The organism is Bacillus sp. SRI_025 (genome assembly GCF_057592095.1).
Genome location: NZ_JBYEGB010000007.1, coordinates 1 through 17,450 on the forward strand (window position 1 = coordinate 1; position 17,450 = coordinate 17,450).

The 17,450-nt window shown below is 44.3% G+C and carries 7 protein-coding genes and 1 riboswitch; all 7 genes read right to left on the reverse strand.

Translation table 11 applies throughout. From position 1 onward, the window contains the following. Positions 1-8,916, reverse strand: an 8,916-nt coding sequence (locus tag AC20OE_RS16810; RefSeq protein WP_487269037.1) for a non-ribosomal peptide synthetase, incomplete at its 3' end; no start/stop codon positions are given. A 139-nt stretch (positions 8,917-9,055) separates the two neighbouring features. Further along, a riboswitch (cyclic di-GMP riboswitch) is annotated at positions 9,056-9,149 on the reverse strand. Between the two features lie 368 nt (positions 9,150-9,517). Continuing rightward, positions 9,518-10,321, reverse strand: a complete 804-nt coding sequence (locus AC20OE_RS16815; protein WP_024424298.1) for an ABC transporter permease — start codon at positions 10,319-10,321, stop codon at positions 9,518-9,520. Beyond that, the gene (locus tag AC20OE_RS16820) at positions 10,314-11,183 is read right to left on the reverse strand and encodes an ABC transporter permease (protein ID WP_251181428.1); all 870 of its coding nucleotides are present in this window, start codon (positions 11,181-11,183) and stop codon (positions 10,314-10,316) included. Before AC20OE_RS16820 ends, AC20OE_RS16815 begins: the two co-directional genes overlap by 8 nt. Further along, positions 11,183-12,274 carry an ABC transporter ATP-binding protein gene (locus AC20OE_RS16825; protein ID WP_338593939.1) on the reverse strand — a complete coding sequence of 364 codons (1,092 nt, stop codon included), beginning with the start codon at positions 12,272-12,274 and terminating at the stop codon, positions 11,183-11,185. Before AC20OE_RS16825 ends, AC20OE_RS16820 begins: the two co-directional genes overlap by 1 nt. Positions 12,275-12,282: 8 nt before the next feature. Then, positions 12,283-13,368 carry an ABC transporter substrate-binding protein gene (locus tag AC20OE_RS16830; RefSeq protein ID WP_058837302.1) on the reverse strand — a complete coding sequence of 362 codons (1,086 nt, stop codon included), beginning with the start codon at positions 13,366-13,368 and terminating at the stop codon, positions 12,283-12,285. Next, positions 13,365-15,353, reverse strand: coding sequence for a hydantoinase B/oxoprolinase family protein (locus AC20OE_RS16835; protein ID WP_487269038.1), 1,989 nt, complete (start codon positions 15,351-15,353; stop codon positions 13,365-13,367). Before AC20OE_RS16835 ends, AC20OE_RS16830 begins: the two co-directional genes overlap by 4 nt. Beyond that, on the reverse strand, positions 15,343-17,412 hold the full coding sequence (locus AC20OE_RS16840) for a hydantoinase/oxoprolinase family protein (RefSeq protein ID WP_058837300.1): 2,070 nt from the start codon (positions 17,410-17,412) through the stop codon (positions 15,343-15,345). Before AC20OE_RS16840 ends, AC20OE_RS16835 begins: the two co-directional genes overlap by 11 nt. Positions 17,413-17,450: the final 38 nt, after the last annotated feature.

The window sequence follows — 17,450 nt, forward strand, 5'->3', positions numbered from 1 at the left end:
CTCTGTATCAGTATCGCTCTCCGTGATCACGTAAGCGGCAAGGGCATCCTGATCACTCGCATCTTTGACTGTTGTCACGACGGCTTCTTTCACCGAATCCAACGTCAGAAGCTGGGCTTCAATTTCTGACAGCTCAATACGGAAGCCGCGGACATTGACCTGATGGTCTATTCTGCCGAGATAGATCAGCTCGCCACCCTCTGTCCATTTCACTAAATCGCCTGTACGGTACATGCGCTCTCCTGGATAGAATGGATCTGGGACAAATCGTTTGCCTGTTTCCTCTGGAAGATTCCAGTAGCCTCTTGCCAGTCCTTTTCCTGCAATCACGAGCTCGCCCGGTACGCCTGGCGGCGACAGGTCATATAACGAACCCATAATGTAAAAACGAGTATTGGCAATCGCTGCTCCAATCGGAAGCGTGCCTTGTTCTGGGTCGATGACTCCACTTGTCGCTACAACCGTATTTTCTGTTGGACCGTAGTTATTGACGAGTTGATATGGTACTGGCTTCACCTGTTTCAGCTTGTCTCCACCTGTTAGTAAATAGCGCAGAGAATGGTTGTCCATTGACATAAACTGCTCGCATAACTGCGTTGGCAGGAAGGCAATGGTGATCCCTTCTTCATTGAAATACGCATTAAGCTTGATCAGATCGAGGCGAATTGCTTCGTCGATAATGTGCAGCTCTGCGCCGGCGATCCACGTCGGGAACATCTCCCAAATGGAGGCGTCAAAGCCAAAGCCGGCATATTTCGCAGTTCGATCCTTGTTCGTCACTTGGAACGCATCATTGTGCCAGAATGAAAGATTCACAAGAGACTGATGCTCGACCATGACACCCTTCGGCTGTCCCGTCGTCCCAGACGTGTAAATCATATAAGCGAGATCTGTTGGTTTGATATGAACCTGAATTTCGTGAGCTTCTCCTTCTACCGCATCTTCTATGAACAGCACATGTCCTGTGAAAGAATTTGGCGCAGTGAGTCCTTTCTGCATCAGAAGTACCTCTGCCCCGCAGTCTTCCAGCATGTACGCGATACGCTGCGCTGGATAATCCGCATCAATTGGAACGAATGCCGCACCTGCCTTGAGGACACCAAGGACAGCGGCTGTCATGTCAAGAGATGGGCGGGTGAGAATGCCGACGCGGTCTCCTGGTTTTGTGCCGCTGGCGATGAGCCTTGAAGCGACTACATTCGCCCGGCTGTTCAGCTCTTTATACGTCCAGCTCGTTCCGCAGAATGTCGCTGCTTTTTGATGCGGTGCTCCTTGTGCCTTCGCCTCAATCAGGGCATGAACGGTTTGATCTGATGGGACGTCTAGGACAGGTCCTGACCATTCGTTCAGCTGTTTTTGCTGCTGCTGCGGTGACAATAATTTCATTTGATCTAACGATTGATCTGGCGCTGACACCATTTGTTCCAGCAAATGAAGGAAATATTCTTTCCACTTTTCAATTGACGTCTTTTGAAAGATAGAACAATTAAAATCAAACACGAGCTCAATTTGATCTGCGGATTCGTTTCCAGTTAAGGTCAAATCAAATTTGGCGATATTCTCCTCGAATGGCTGTGGAACAACGTGAAGCCCATCCATTGATAAATCACGAATATCCGCATTTTCCATTGAGAAGACCACATCAAAAATTGGATGACGGCTTGTGTCTCGAACCGTTTGCACCTGATCCACCAATTCTTCAAATGGGTACAGCTGATGCTCGTTTGCCTCTAACACAAGCTGATGAACATTTGACGCAAATTCAGCAGCTGTCTGATGTCCTGCTGGCTTTGTTCTAAGTGCCAGCGTATTCACAAACATGCCAATCACAGATTGAATATCAGGATGGGTTCTACCCACAACCGGAGAACCAATGATGATATCCTCTTGTCTTGAAAGCTTGCTTAAAAGAATACTGTAGCCAGCAAGCAGGACTGTATAGGTCGTACTGTTGAGCGTTCTAACGAGTTCGTCCAATTTTGATTTAAGCGAACCTTCAATTGTAAATGAGACACGATCTCCAGCGAATGTTTGCACTTTTGGCCTTGGCAGGTCTTCCGGCAGTGCCAGTACAGGCAGCTCTCCTTGTAATTGATCCAGCCAGAATGCCTCTTCATCTGCTTTTTGCGCAGCAGATGCCTCACTTTTTGACCAAACTGCATAATCCTTATATTGAACAGGCAATTCCTCTAGTTTGTCTCCTCGATACAGGGCTGAAAGCTCCTCAATTAAAATGCCAACAGACGCCCCATCTGAAATGATATGATGCATATCAATCAGTAAATAATGGACATTTACGGAGACGGAAACTAGACCTATTCTGAGTAAAGGCGCTTTTTCTACATCAAATGGCCTGATAAAGTCATTCATCAATTGCTGTATGTCTCGGCCGTTCTGTTCAATTTTTTCAATGTTTATTGAGACATTTGTTTCAATCCGTTGAACAGGTTCATTCTGAACAAAATCAAAGCTCATTCGGAAAGCTTCATGACGTTGGACTAGCTGATCAATTGCCTTTTCAAATCGTTTTTCATCAAAGACGCCTTCTAGCTTTAAGGCAGCCGGCATATGGTAGCTTTGCTCCGCATCAGTCATTTTCTCCAAAACAAACAGTCTTTTTTGAGCAGATGTCACTGGATAATAGGCCGCCTCTTTGGCAACTTCCACTCGCTTGATCTCCGTTTGATCCGCTTGATCTACCGCAAGCGCGAACGCTTCTAATGTCGGGGATTCAAATAAAGACTTCAAAGTGAGCTCCACCTGCATCTCTTCATACAACCTGTTCAGCATTTTCATGCCGCGCAGCGAATGGCCCCCGCATTCAAAGAAATGATCGTGTTTGCCGATTCGCGGTACTTCAAGAACTTCCTCCCAAATGTTCGCCAGCAGACGCTCTGTTTCTGATTGAGGAGAGGTGTATTCATTTGCCCCCTGCTCACTAAGATCAGGTGCCGGCAGCGCCCGCCTATCGACCTTGCCGTTATTCGTTAAAGGAAGCTCCTCTAATTGCATGAAAAATGCCGGCATCATATACACGGGCAGTTCACGTCCTGCTTGCTCGCGCAAATCAGTTAATGAGACAGATCCTTCTGCTGTGAAATACGCACATAAAGAGTCATTCGGAGCAGCAATCACGACAGCTTCCTTCACCTGAGGATGCTGCAGCAGTTGATGTTCAATTTCCCCAAGCTCGATACGCTGTCCGCGAATCTTCACTTGATGATCGATCCGTCCAATGAATTCAATATCTCCGTTTGACAGCCAGCGTGCAAGATCGCCCGTTTTATACATGGTCTCTCCAGGGCGGAAAGGATTTTTGACAAACTTTTCGCTCGTTAGTTCTGGCTGCTTATAATATCCTTTCACCAGTCCATCACCAGCGACACAAAGCTCTCCTGCAACGCCCGGCGGCTGTACATGTCCAAATTCATCTACAATATAAACAGCCGTTTGACTCACTGGCTTTCCGATTGGGATGGATAACGCGTGCTTCTCAATGTGGTTCACAGGATAATATGTGGTGAAAATTGTGCTCTCAGAAGGGCCGTACATATGAACAAGCTTGTCTTTCCCCACTGTCTCAAGTGCAGTCACCACATGAGGCACGGAAGCACGTTCGCCGCCAAACAGCACTTTTCTTACGTTCTTCAGACTGTCTTTTTTCATATCGATGAGTAAGTGAAAAAGAGCTGTCGTGATCATTAAAATACTGACTTTTTCCTTCTCAATCGCTCCTGAAAGCTCATTCATGTTTAAAATATGGTCCTTTGGCAGAACAATGAGTTTTGCTCCGTTTAATAAAGCACCAAACACATCAAACATAAAGGCATCAAATACATAGTTTGAGATGCTCATCACCGTATCTTCATGATGAATGGTGAGATAATTCGATTGCTTCACCGTTCTCAAAATGTTCCGGTGTGTCACCATATTTCCTTTAGGCTTACCTGTTGTACCAGATGTATAGGTCAAATTCGCCAAGTCCTCAGGTAAAATATGAGCATCTATTGGGCTGTCTGACTGCTGAGCAATCGCTTGATTTTCTGTTTCTATGATGATTCCCTCAAATGCAGTGAGCACGGAGCGATGGCGCAGCACTTGATGTGTCAATAAGAATTGTGCACCGCTGTCTGTTAAAAAGTGCTTCACGCGCTCATCAGGGAAATCGGGGTCAATTGGTACATAGACTCCGCCCGCCTTAAGCACAGCTAGAACAGAGAGCACCATTTCATTGGATCGTTCAAAGAATAAGGCTGCTTTCATTCCTTTTTCAAAACCATTTTCACGCAAATAATGTGCCAGCTGATTCACTCGGTCATTCAGCTCTTGATAAGAAAGAACCACATCTTCACATTGCAATGCAGGCTGATGACCATGCTGCTGCACCTGTTCTTCAAACTGCGTCACAATGGTTTCTTCTGCTGGATAAGGCGCAGGTAACGGATTCCACCTATTTAGCTGAGCTTCTGCTTCTTGTTCAGACAGTAAGCGATAGGATTGGATAGCTTCCTGCGGCGTTTGAACCATTTGCTCCAGCAGATAAACATAATGTTTGAGCATCTGCTCTGCTGTACTTCGTTTAAATAGCGCCGTACTGTAATCGAGTACAAAGGATAAACCTTGATCTGACTCCATCGCTTGCAGTGTTAAATCAAATTTCGCAATATGGAAATTGGTTTCTTCGACTTCGACCAGCATGTCTCCAATATGCTGGGCTGTTGAATGACCCGGCGCAAGTGTAAAGACGGTATCAAACAATGGATGACGGCTAAAATCTCTTGGCACATTCAGTTTTTCAAGCAGCCGCTCAAACGGATATTGCTGATGCTCAAATGCATGCATCGTCTTTTCCTTTACTTGCTCAATCAACTGAGACATGGTTCCATTCGGATCTACCTCTGACCGCAAAGCAAGTGTCTGGACAAACATACCGATCATGTCATTCAAATCTGTATGCACACGCCCTGCTGCCGGTGTTCCGACCACAAATTCCTTTTGACCCGTATATTTCGCAAGCAATGTATAGTAAGCCGAAAGCAGCACCGTATACAGTGTCGTGTGATGGTTTGCTGCAATCTCCTGTAATTGATTCTTTAACGCCTCATCGATTTCTTTGATGACACGATCACCTGCGAAAGACTGGACAGCTGGACGCTGATAATCGGTCAGCAGCTGTAAAGCAGGGATATCCCCCGAAAATTCTTGCAGCCAGAATGCCTCTTCTTTTTGAAAGCCTTGATGCTCTTGCCAAACAGCATAATCTTGATATTGAAGCTTTAATGGTGCTTTCACCGATCCCTCGTAAGCATCTGACAGCTCGCGCAGCATTAAATCGATCGAAAGACCATCTGAAATCAGATGATGCATATCGAAAAAGAGCAAATGCTCCTGATCATGCAATGACTGCAATCCTATTCGAAGAAGTGGCGCACACTCAAGATCAAAAGGTCTGACAAAGTGCTGCATGTTTTCTTCCATCGTACCACCTGTCAGCTGTTCTATTTCAAAGAAAACGGATGAAGCGATCCGCTGACGAGGGACACCTTTTATCGTATGAAAAGAAGTACGCAGCATATCATGACGTGAGATCAGTCTGTCAAAGGCTTCAGTCAGCTTCTCAAGCTGCAGAGCTCCTTTTAACCTCACAACAGCAGGCATATGATAGGCAGTGCTTTGCTCCAATTGACTCACCATATAGACGCGCTGCTGTGGAGGCGATAACGGATAATGATCTGCAGCCGGCGCTTTTGGTATCTCCGTTGCAGTAGACTTTTCTGCTTGCTCAATATAAGCAGCAAGTGCAGCAATCGTCTGCTGTTCAAATAAAACAGAGAGCGGCACCTCCACTTGAAAGTCTCGCTGAACCTTTGTAAGTACGGTCATCGCTTTGAGCGAATGCCCGCCTCGATCGAAGAAAGAATCATATACACCGATTTGTTCTTGATCAAGAATGTCTTCCCACAAATGAACAAGCTTCGTTTCTATATCGTTTCTAGGTGCCGTATAAACAGCATGAACCGCTCTATCACCTTTTAAGGCAGCAAGTGCACGACGGTCGACTTTGCCGCTGACTGTGAGTGGAAAAGCATCGAGTTCTTTGAAATAAAGCGGCATCATGTAAGCTGGGAGCTGATGTTTGATAGCCGCTTGCAGCATGTCAACAGACACACCATCATGACGAGCTTGATAGTAAGCACTTAACGCCTTTTCCCCATCCGCTTCATCAACTACTAGCACGACAGCCTTATCAATTCCATCTACCTGCTCCATCACCGCTTCAATCTCACCTGTTTCTATGCGGTAACCCCTTATTTTCACTTGATCGTCCATTCTGCCAAGATAATCAATCGTGCCATCTGGAAGCCATCTGACTAGATCCCCTGTTCGATACATCCGCTCATTCGGAGAAAACGGATCTGCCGTGAATACCTTCTTCGTCAATTCAGGCTGATTCACATAGCCTCGCCCAACACCTATACCGGCAATGCAAAGTTCTCCTGCAGCCCCTGGCACCTGTAATTGATCATGTTCATTTAAAATATAAATACGATGATGACCAAGCGGTTTTCCAATCGACACATAGCGCTGTTCAGTTGATTCGCTCAGCTCACTGAGATTCAGGCGATGAACTGCCGCATCCACACACGTCTCAGTTGGACCATACACATTCCATAGAGTAAAATCAGGCTGACTCATACGAACCGCTTCGATAAGTGAACGTGCTGCTTTCGCAGGCAGCGCTTCTCCCCCAATCAACATGTGCGTCAATGACAGACCGTCCAAATCCGCTGCAAGTAAAAGCTGCACATGCGCCGGAGTTCCATCTGCCGCTTCAATTTGATGTTTTCTGTAATAAGCCGCTAGCTGCATGCCATTTCTCGTCGTTTCTCGCGGGATGATATGAAGCGTATGTCCAAATAAAAGGGCAGCAAATATTTGTTTCACCGATGCATCGAAATGGAATGGGGCTAGAAGCGCCATTTGAAGCTCATTCGCCCCTTGATACATCTCATGATGCAAAGCATGGACCAAATGATGAAGCTGAAGATGCTCAATCATGACGCCCTTCGGCTTTCCAGTCGTACCCGATGTATAAATCATGTAGGCTAAATCTTCGGGCGCCGTCTGATCGAGAAGCTCAGGCAGCCGTCCATCATCTAATAATAGTTGCTGCTGCACGATCAATTTTTCCGAGAGGGCTGGGTACTCTTGAATGAACGATTCCTCTGTTAACACGATAGAAGCACCTGAATCCTCCACAATAAATTGAATGCGCTCCTCAGGTAATGCTGGATCTATTGGTACATATGCCCCGCCAGCCTTTAGTATGCCGAAGACTGCTACCATGGCATCTACCTTCCGCTCCATCAAAACAGCAACAGGCACATCACGTGAGATACCTTTCATTTGTAGAAAACGTGCAAGCTTTTCTGCCTGTTGTTGCAGCTCTCCATAAGTAATTGTTCCATTTTCTGCTACAACGGCTGTTCGATCTGCATATTTGTTGGCTGTCTCATCAAACATGTGATGAACCGGTTTTGCTGCTGGTCTTTCAAACGGTTCTCCCTCAGATAATTGCAGCAGTTCCTCTTGTTCACCTGCTGAAAGTAAAGGCAGTGTCCCGATCAGCTGATCAGGCTGAGTGACCGCCGCTTCTAGTAAAATCAAGAATCGATCAAACATCTTACTCATTTCTTCTTCTGTGAATACATCTGTACGGTAATCCAAATCAATGGTCAATGTATCAGTATCCCAGCGGTCTTTCACATGTATTGAAATATCATTCATTCCGCTCCCGCTAAAAATCGGTTCAGTAATGAACGACAGGTTCTCTTTTTTCTGCCACTGCATGACCTGATATTCTAAAGAAATATCAAAAAGGCGTCCTGTAAACCCTTCTCTTTCCCGCAAATCATTCATGAGCAGATTGTAAGGGTATTTTTGGTGTCGCAAGATCTTCATTTGATCTGCCATGACCTGCTTTACGAAATCAACAAACGATTGCGACCCTTGAACAGATGCACGCATTGGAATCGTCGATACAAACATCCCAATCATCTTTTTTTCTTTGGCATTCGTCCGGTTACCCATAAAGGTTCCAAGAACGACATCCTCCATACCGCTAAAACGATGTAAGTAAATATAGACAGTGGACATAAACATCGAAAGCATACTGACTTTATGTTCTTCACAAAAGACACGAAGCTTCTCCTTTAAAGAATCTGGAACATCCCCTGAAAATCGCTCCGCATGTAAACTCATCTCATATCCCTTATGCGGTTTTAAAGATGCGAAGTCTGGAATATGAGCAAATTGCTCATTCCAAAAAGCTTGATCTTTTTGAAAACGTTTAGAAGATTCATAGGTCTGCTCACTCATAATGTGATCAACGAAGGAAATCTCCTCAACTGGCGAGATGTCTACTCCTTGCAGCATGTCATGATATAAATCAATAATGCGATTTCCCATTAAAATGATAGAAATCCCATCCGCGACAATATGATGTGCTTTACAGAACAGCCAGCACTCTTGATCACTGATTTGAAATACCGTAAATTCAATCAAGGGGCTGTCAATCAATGGCATCGGCTCACGAATTTGCTCGTTCGCCCAAGCCCTTACTTCCTCTTCACTCCAGCCCTTTTCCATTCGAATCGGCTGTTTTTCATAAGGTTTGATATATTGAACAGGCTCCTCCTCTTCATCTCGATACACGAGTCTCAGCCGAAGAGAGTCAGTTTGTCGAATGTACGCTTGAAGCACATCGACGACCAAAGAAGGATTGAGACCAGATGCTGATCTCAACCTGGCGAATCCACCCAAATTAGAAATACTTGTACCTGGATAAAATCTTTCCGTATAGAATACTCGCTTTTGCGCATGTGTTAAGGGGTAATAAACTGTATTCATTCTCATCCTCCGCCTCTTCTATGTTTTCTCCACCAATTTCACCCTGCACCCTCTATATCAAAAGAACCAAGTCTATTTCATTAAAATAGACGCTTTAACAGAAAAGGAGCCCACCCCGAATAAAACGGAGGGACTCCCATTTTGATTCGGTAGCCTGCCGACCTTAGCAAAAAAAGAATCATTTACTTTAGGACATGGCTTTGCGTCTCTATGTTTCCATAGATTTGCCTTTTTCTTCTTTTCTTTTAGATATTTTCTATTTACGTCCACTTTATATGAAAATATTGTTTTTTTCACCGAAAAATGGGTGTAAAGATTCATGCGTTATACCGAAGGGTTTACATGATAATTGACGATATTTACCGAAAATAACTAATAATAGTTGCGTTCAACCGAAAATAATCGACTAAATACCGCAAAAATTTCATATTTTCCCTTAAATATTGAAAATATGGCCGAAAATCTAGGATAGAGGTCTCCTTTCGTTTCCCGCAAATTCTTAAATCTTAAGAACTACATTCCCTAAAAAAATGAATTTTTTTACTGTAAAAACAACAAAAAAAAGAGCTGCCATTTCAAATGACAACTCCTTGTTTCTTCATTATATTTACATCACCTTAGACAGACCAATCGTTTTCTCAATAATGAGCAGCGCAATGATAGAAATGATAATAAATATGACAGATATCGCATTGACACTTGGATCAAAGGTCTGCTCAATGTAATTAAAGGTCCTGACCGGAATTGTGATGGTTTGAGGTGAGGAAACGAACAAACTGATCGATATTTCCCCAAATGACGTCACAGCTGAAAACACCCCGCCTGCAATGATTCCCGGCTTAATCAAAGGCAATGTGACTCGAAAAAACGTGCGAATGGGTCCTGCGCCAAGATTCATTGAAGCCAGCTCAAGACGCGGATCTAAATTCGAAACACTCACACCTACCGTTCGAACCACATAGGGAAAACCAATGATGACGTGACCAATGACGAGCGCCCACAAAGACCCTGTAAAGCCCATAGCCGTAAACAAGTAAAGCATAGCAATCCCTAACACCACTTGAGGAATCATGAGAGGTGACAGAATGAAAGCTTGGACAGCCTCCTTTCCCTTAAAGGAAAGCCTTGCTAAAGCATACGAAGCCATTGTCCCTAAAAGAACCGTGAGAGGCGTCACAATGAAAAGCAGAATCACACTGATCCGAAGCGATTCCATCCATTCTGGATTTGACACGACCTCATGAAACCAGCGAACAGAGAACGAAGTCGGTGGAAATTCAGGAAAGGCATTTGGACTAAAAGCAGATAGGACGATCACAAGAACAGGAATGGTTAAAAAAAGATAAACCAATGACCCAGCAGTCCAAATCAGGATAGAAAGCAAGCGGTCACCTATTGACTTTTTACGCATGCATCCTCGCCTCCCAACGCTTCAATAAATAGCTTAGTAGACTGACCACCACAAGCACACAAACCAATAATGTAAAGGACATAGCTGCAGCAAGAGGCAGGTTATACACCTGCATCACCTGCTGATAAATTGACAGCGGCAGCAGCGGCTGCATCCGTCCGCCGACTAACAGCGGAGTGATATAACTTCCTGCTGCCAGTGAGAAGACGATGATCGCGCCTGTCACCATGCCAGGAATGGTCAGTGGTAAGGTGACATGAAAAAAGGTTCGAATCCGGCCAGCTCCAAGACTCATAGAAGCCGGTTTTAAGTGACGATCCATATCGGTTAAACTTGTTGCGATCGGCAGTACTGCAAATGGCAGCATGACTTGGACATAGGCAATAATGACCGCATTCATATTCCACAGCATCGAGAGCGGCTTCTCAATCACATGTAAATCTAGTAACATACCATTGATCAGACCATTTTGCGAAAGAAGAACAATCCATGCAAACGTCCGAATCACAACACTTGTCAAAAGCGGCGACACAAGTAAGATATAGAAAAATGCCCGCAGACGCGAATTAGGTGCCTTGACGAGCACGTATGCTGCTGGGTATGCCATCAATAAACAAATCACCGTTGTCTGTAAAGCCACCCACACAGTACTTCCAATCGCCTTTACATATGCATCTGTCGTGAACACATGAATATATTGAGAAAAGCTATACGTTTGTAATGTATTCATCATCGAATCGACATCGCGAAAACTGAGAACGAGCATCATCACAAGTGGAGCTAGTAAAAATACAACAAGAAACAAACAGGCTGGCAGCAGCATAAACCAATGAAATCGTTGATTCTTTTTCTTGATTCGCATCACGTATGCACCTTCGAATCTAAGAAAACGATATCTTCAGGCTGCCAATGGATATAGACAGTTTCTCCAACTTCAGGCAGCTCGGGAAATGCAGCTTCAGAAGCATGGACAATGATTTCACCATTATCAAGCCCCACAACCAAACGTAATGAATGCCCAATATAACTCACATCTGACAGCACGCCAGATACATGGTTTGGCTGAACTTCCTTCTGCTCAGAAGAGATGCTGATTCTTTCAGGACGCAGCATAAGCAGTTGCTTTTCCCTTTTCTCTTGATGTGCCGCAGCCTGCAGCTGAAGATGCTGACCGTTTGAATGGGTTACATGCGGAACCGTAAATGCAGCATCAGCTTCATTGTACACGGCCTCAAAGATATTCACCTGTCCGATGAATTCAGCTACAAATCGATTGTTTGGCTGGCGGTACACCTCTAAAGGCGTCCCAATCTGCTGAATTCTACCCTCTCCTAAAATGCCAACTCGATCAGAAAGGCTTAAGGCCTCCTCTTGATCATGTGTCACAAGAATGGTTGTAATCCCAACATTTCTTTGAATATTTCGCAGCTCTGTCTGCATGTTTTTTCTTAGTTTGGCATCTAGGTTGCTGAGCGGTTCATCAAGAAGGAGAACAGACGGCTGAATCGCCAGCGCTCTTGCTATCGCTACCCGCTGCTGCTGACCACCGCTTAATTGGTGGGGCATCCGTTTCGCAAATGCCTCTAATTGAACAAGAGACAAGCTTTCCATCACTTTCTCTTTGATTTCCGCCTTCTTTTTCTTTTGAACCTTAAGCCCGTACGCCACATTATCAAATACAGTCAGATGCGGAAAGAGTGCATAGCTTTGAAAGACCATACCTGTTTTTCTTTGGTAAGGCGGCAAAGCTGTCACATCCTGATCACCAATATAGACGACGCCTTTTGTTGGTTCTAAAAAACCGCCAATGATGTTTAATAACGTTGATTTCCCGCAGCCGCTAGGACCGAGAAGGGAGAAAAACTCTCCCTCATTCACAGTAAGACTGACATCGTTGAGAGCAATCTGCTCACCGAAGTGCTGACTGATGTGTTCTAAATGAATTCCACTCATGCGATCACCTATTTTCCTCCGCCTAATACTTCGTTCCATCGATTTGTCCAATTGCCCAGCTCAGAGGTTGCTGTTTCATAATCTACCCAAGTCAGCTTGCTGTAATAATTTTCTCCAACTTTCACTTTCCCCTTAATCTTGTCATTGTACTTCACATCAGAATTCGACATGCCATAATAAGATTTTTCCGAGAAAGCCTCCTGAGCTTCTTTTCCACTCAAGTAGTTTAATAGTTTGTATGCCGCTTCTTCGTGCTGACTTCCTTTCGTTAAAGCCCAGCTCGCTACAGCTGCAACAGCGCCTTCTTTCGGATATGAGAAACCAATATCCATTCCTTCTTCTTCAAGTGCAAATACTCGCCCGTCCCAATAGGGAACAGCTGCGACATCCCCACGTTCTAACAAGGTTTGAATCGATCCTGGGTTATCCGGAAAAGCAGCGACATGACCTTTTAATTGCGCGAGACTTTTAAATGCTTTATCAATATCCTTAGGATTTGATTCTGTCCCCCCTTGTGCATGAACAAGTGCAGAGAAAAATTGCAAACCAGCTGAATAAGTCGGAGATGAAATGGCTACCTTCCCTTTCAACTGACTGCTCCATAGGTCTGTCCAGCTGTTTGGTTCCTGCTTGACGAGATCTTTTCTATAAGCAATTCCAAGCTGCCCCATACTAAAGCCTGCTGCATATTGTTTTCCATTCACAGTAAGCTTCTTTTGGACAGAACGGTAAAGCTTTTTGACGTTCGGCGCTTGATCTTCATCGATAGGCGCAAGAACGTTTGCTGCAATACCTCTTTGAATCGTGTCAGGCTGTAAGATTAGTAAGTCATATGGTGGATTTTTCCCATTTGACGCTTTTAATTTTGTAAACCATTCAGAATCCGCTCCAGAGACGGTCTGCACTTTAATTCCCGTATCTTTTTCAAACTTTTCAAGGATTGGTTTGATATTCTTTTCCCAATCGCCTCCATATACGCCAACAATCACAGTCTGCTGCTGTTTGCCTTGATCCTTTCCATTTCCACCACAAGCGGTCAGCAGTACAACGATGGATAGGATGCCTGCAACAATAGCGATTAATCTTCTTTTCATGATTCATTTCCCCCTTTTTGTCCATTCATTTGACGAAGTGCTTGAGTAATATCTTCCTTTGTTAACGGCTCATTTCTATGACTGAAATATTGATGAACTGCATGTTTATAGTGCGTACGTTCATTAGCCGGATAGGAACGCAGCTGAACGGCTAGCTCACTGCTGGCTTCGTCCGTCCATACTTTCTCATAAGCTGCTCTTTGTTCTCCGAAATCCCACACGTCATTAGCTGCAGGATCACCAGCCTTTTCACGCACCTTGCTCGTCTGCTCCTCATCAATCTTCCATTCATTTTGCTCTAAATACACTTGAACACCATATTGCTGCAGCGCTCTTTCTTCACTTAATAGACCAGCTTCCACTTCCTGAAGGACTTTTTCTTTCTTTCTGGCAAATGGATTCCCCCAGCCGCCTCCACTTGGTGAAATCAATTGAACGATATCGCCTTTTTCAAGTCGCAGAACATCTATTTTGGGCTGGTCTTGTTTCTCACCATTAGCTGTGATCAGCTTGACCTCACCAACCGCTCCTGCTCGGCCGCCCATTAAACCCCAAGGCTGAAACTTCATCCGTTCCATTCCTCGTGCTGTCACCATCGATTCAGGCTTCATCATTTCAAATTCCAAACCAATCGCATGTCCGCCTCGATTTTCACCAGCTCCACCTGTATTCGGCAGAAGCTCATATCGGTGAACATGAATATCAATATGCTGTTCCAAACTCTCAATTGGGGTATTCTTCAAAAAGCCTGACGAATGATCAATACCGTCAACTCCATCAGTACCATTTTGAGCACCGCCGCCTCCGCCTAATGGTTCGACAACGGACATTTTCCTGCCACCCGTTTGATCATCAGGTACAGAGAGAACCACAATGGCAGATTGACCTGCACCTGCTGCCGGTACTGCTTCAGGCAGCAGCTTACCAATCGCACCTAGCACGACATTGTACAGCCTCATCGTAATCGAATGACGAATCCCGACAGAGGCTGGATATTCTGGATGCACCAGCGTTCCTTTAGGAGAGATCACATCGATTGGATACGTTATTCCACCATTAATCGGTATAAAAGGATCCTTACTAATGATGTAATTAATCAACCCTTGATAAAGAAAGGAATGCTTCTGACCATTGGTAACAAGGTTAAAGGCTGTTTTTACTTGCGGGTCACACTCAGAAAAATCGAGCGTCAGCCGTTTGCCTTTGATCGTTAGCTTGATTTTCAACCGAATAGGGACGTCTGAAATCATATCATCATCTAAATAATCAGCAAATTCACTCGTTCCATCCGGTATAGCTTCAATGACCTTTCCAGCACGATCCTCGGCTTGCTTCAGCAAGTCTATCATTCCTTGTTTCACTTCGTTTTTTCCAAATTTCTCAATCATTTCTTTTAACCGAATATCTGCTGTATTCACTGCAGCAATCATCGCATTGATATCACCATCGTTTAGATGACTAGCGCGGCTGTTAGCTCTTAAAAAGGTACGTACGACCTGATTCTCTTTCCCACCTTCATAAATTTTTACGGGCGGAATTCTTAATCCTTCTTGATGAACATCCGTTGCTGTCGGTGAAATACTCGAAGGCACAAGGCCACCCACATCACTGACATGAACAAAAGACCAAGCATAGCTTACGATTTCACCATCTACAAAAATCGGCTTAAAGATATGGACATCTGGCAGGTGAGTCGCCAAACCATCTGTCGTATAAGGATCATTAGTGATGATAATGTCTCCTGGCTGCATCTGTCCGCTTTCTTCAATTGCTTTTTTTAGACTCAGCCCTAAAAAGATCGTCACACCCACTGTCTTCGGATAAACAAAGAAATCTCCAGAAGGTGTGGCTAGTGCTGTCGCAAAGTCAGCAGATTCTTTGACGAAGGTCGTAAACGACGTCCGTTCAATGACATGCCCCATACCTGATGCAATCGCATTAAAATAACTGCGCATCATCTCAAGCTTTGCTGGGTCAGTTCTCATGTAAAGCCGCCTCCTTTGAAATCACTAAGTTACCTGATGGATCAATACTGCCTGTCCAGTTTGGCAAAATTAATGTTGTCGTATCATCCTGCTCAATCACGGCAGGCCCATTTACAATAGAACCTACTGACAGCGTATCCCGATTATAAACCGATGCTTCGTATTCTTTTTCTTCTATAAAAATTCGTCTATATTCATTTGGTTTCAAAGACTGTCCCATGCTTTCTTGAACAGGTGAAAAAGGCAGCGGAGGCGTCTCACCTATGACTCGAACGCGTAAATGAGTAAACTCGATTTTTGCCTGATCATCCCTATGACCATATTGACGCTGATGCAATTTGTGAAAGGCTTCAATAAGTTGGTGGATGTCTTGTTCTTGCTTTAACCAATCAATCGATAATGGCAATTCAATCTCAAATGCCTGCCCTTGATATCGTGCGTCTGCTAATAAGAGAATGGATGTCTGATTGATATGCTGAATGTTCTGCTGGCTGACCCAATCAGTCGCTTTTCGTGACAGCTTCTCATAATCTTGTTTTAGTTGGTTGATCGAATAGTCTTGTAAACATATTTTCTTCGACAGCACCGCATCATGGATAAAATCAGCTGTTAAAGCACCTAACGCACATAATGTACCAGGACTTGGAGGAACAACTACATTTTTCGCATGAATTTCTCTTGCAAGGAAATTCGCCACAACCGGTCCTGCTCCGCCAAACGCCAGCAAACTAAAATCTCTAGGGTCAAATCCTTGCTGCTCCATCACATTGCTTAATTCTGTGTACATATTGGCTACGGCTACTTGAATGAGCTGGTCAGCCGCCTCTTCAAGCGTTTTGTTGAGCTGATCAGCAATTGGCTGAAAGGCCTTTTTCGCCGCAGACAGTTGTAAATGTAAATGTCCTCCGGCAAAACGTTCTTGATTGAGATAACCGCATATGAGAAACGCATCAGTTAAAGCTGCTTTTTCTCCCTTTCCATACGAAGCTGGTCCCGGGTTTGAACCAACTGATTCCGGCCCCGCTTTGAGAAGTCCGCCCTGATCAATCCATGCTACCGAACCTCCTCCTGCTCCTATTGAATACATCGCAACAGATGGAAGAATGATTGGGAAGCCTGAAAGCTGATTGGATTGAGCCATTGTAGGCTGTCCATTTTGAATGATTGAGATATCTGCACTCGTCCCCCCAACATCAAAAGTGATCAGATTGGGTTCACTCGCTGATGCTGCAATTCTCGCCGCACCGATGACACCAGCTGCCGGACCAGAAAAGAGAGTCTTAACAGGCGAGGTTGCCGCACTTTCTGCATCCATTAAACCACCATTTGATTGTGTAATGTATGGAGAAATTGGTACACCTTCTTCCTTCAAACGGCTTTTCAATGTTTGCAAATACTGTTTCACCTTTGGCTGAATGTACAAATTAACAACAGACATCACTGTACGCTCGTATTCCCTCATTTGAGGCCATAATTCAGATGAGGTAAGGACTTCTAACTGTGGATAATGATGATTGATATAGGCTTTTGCCTGTAATTCATGAACTGGGTTTTGATAACTATGTAAAAATGAAATGACGATACCTGCTAGCTTTTTAGATATAACATGCTGGACCGCATCATCTAATTGCTGCAGATGGAGAGGTTTTTTGATCGTACCATCGTGTATCAACCTTTCAGAGATTGGATATACATGCTTCCGTGGTATCAATGGTTCTGGCAAACGAGAATTGAAGTCATAAGGAACGGGTAGTCGTAAACGTTGAAGTGACAATATATCTTGAAATCCTTCTGTCACAAAAAGGGCTAAATCTGCTCCTTTTCGCTGTAATAATGTATTCAGACCGATTGTCATTCCGTGAACGAGGTATTGGATGTTGGATAAATCAACACCTCTTTTTTTTAGAAGATTTAACCCATTGATAATTCCTTGGGCTGGGTCATCAGTCACTGTAGGCGTTTTGAGTTCAGTCAGCTCCCCTGTTGCTTCATTTATCAGCGATAAATCAGTAAATGTTCCGCCTATGTCTATTCCGAGCCGGTATGAGACATCCGCCATTTGTACTTCCCTCCTGCAATGTAATTAGAATCATATTT

What these genes read in the sequence shown, in the direction of transcription:
- AC20OE_RS16815 (WP_024424298.1), bottom strand. Translation starts at nt 10,321, where the DNA reads ATGCGTAAAAAGTCAATAGGTGACCGCTTGCTTTCTATCCTGATTTGG.
- AC20OE_RS16820 (WP_251181428.1), bottom strand. Translation starts at nt 11,183, where the DNA reads ATGCGAATCAAGAAAAAGAATCAACGATTTCATTGGTTTATGCTGCTG.
- AC20OE_RS16825 (WP_338593939.1), bottom strand. Translation starts at nt 12,274, where the DNA reads ATGAGTGGAATTCATTTAGAACACATCAGTCAGCACTTCGGTGAGCAG.
- AC20OE_RS16830 (WP_058837302.1), bottom strand. Translation starts at nt 13,368, where the DNA reads ATGAAAAGAAGATTAATCGCTATTGTTGCAGGCATCCTATCCATCGTT.
- AC20OE_RS16835 (WP_487269038.1), bottom strand. Translation starts at nt 15,353, where the DNA reads ATGAGAACTGACCCAGCAAAGCTTGAGATGATGCGCAGTTATTTTAAT.
- AC20OE_RS16840 (WP_058837300.1), bottom strand. Translation starts at nt 17,412, where the DNA reads ATGGCGGATGTCTCATACCGGCTCGGAATAGACATAGGCGGAACATTT.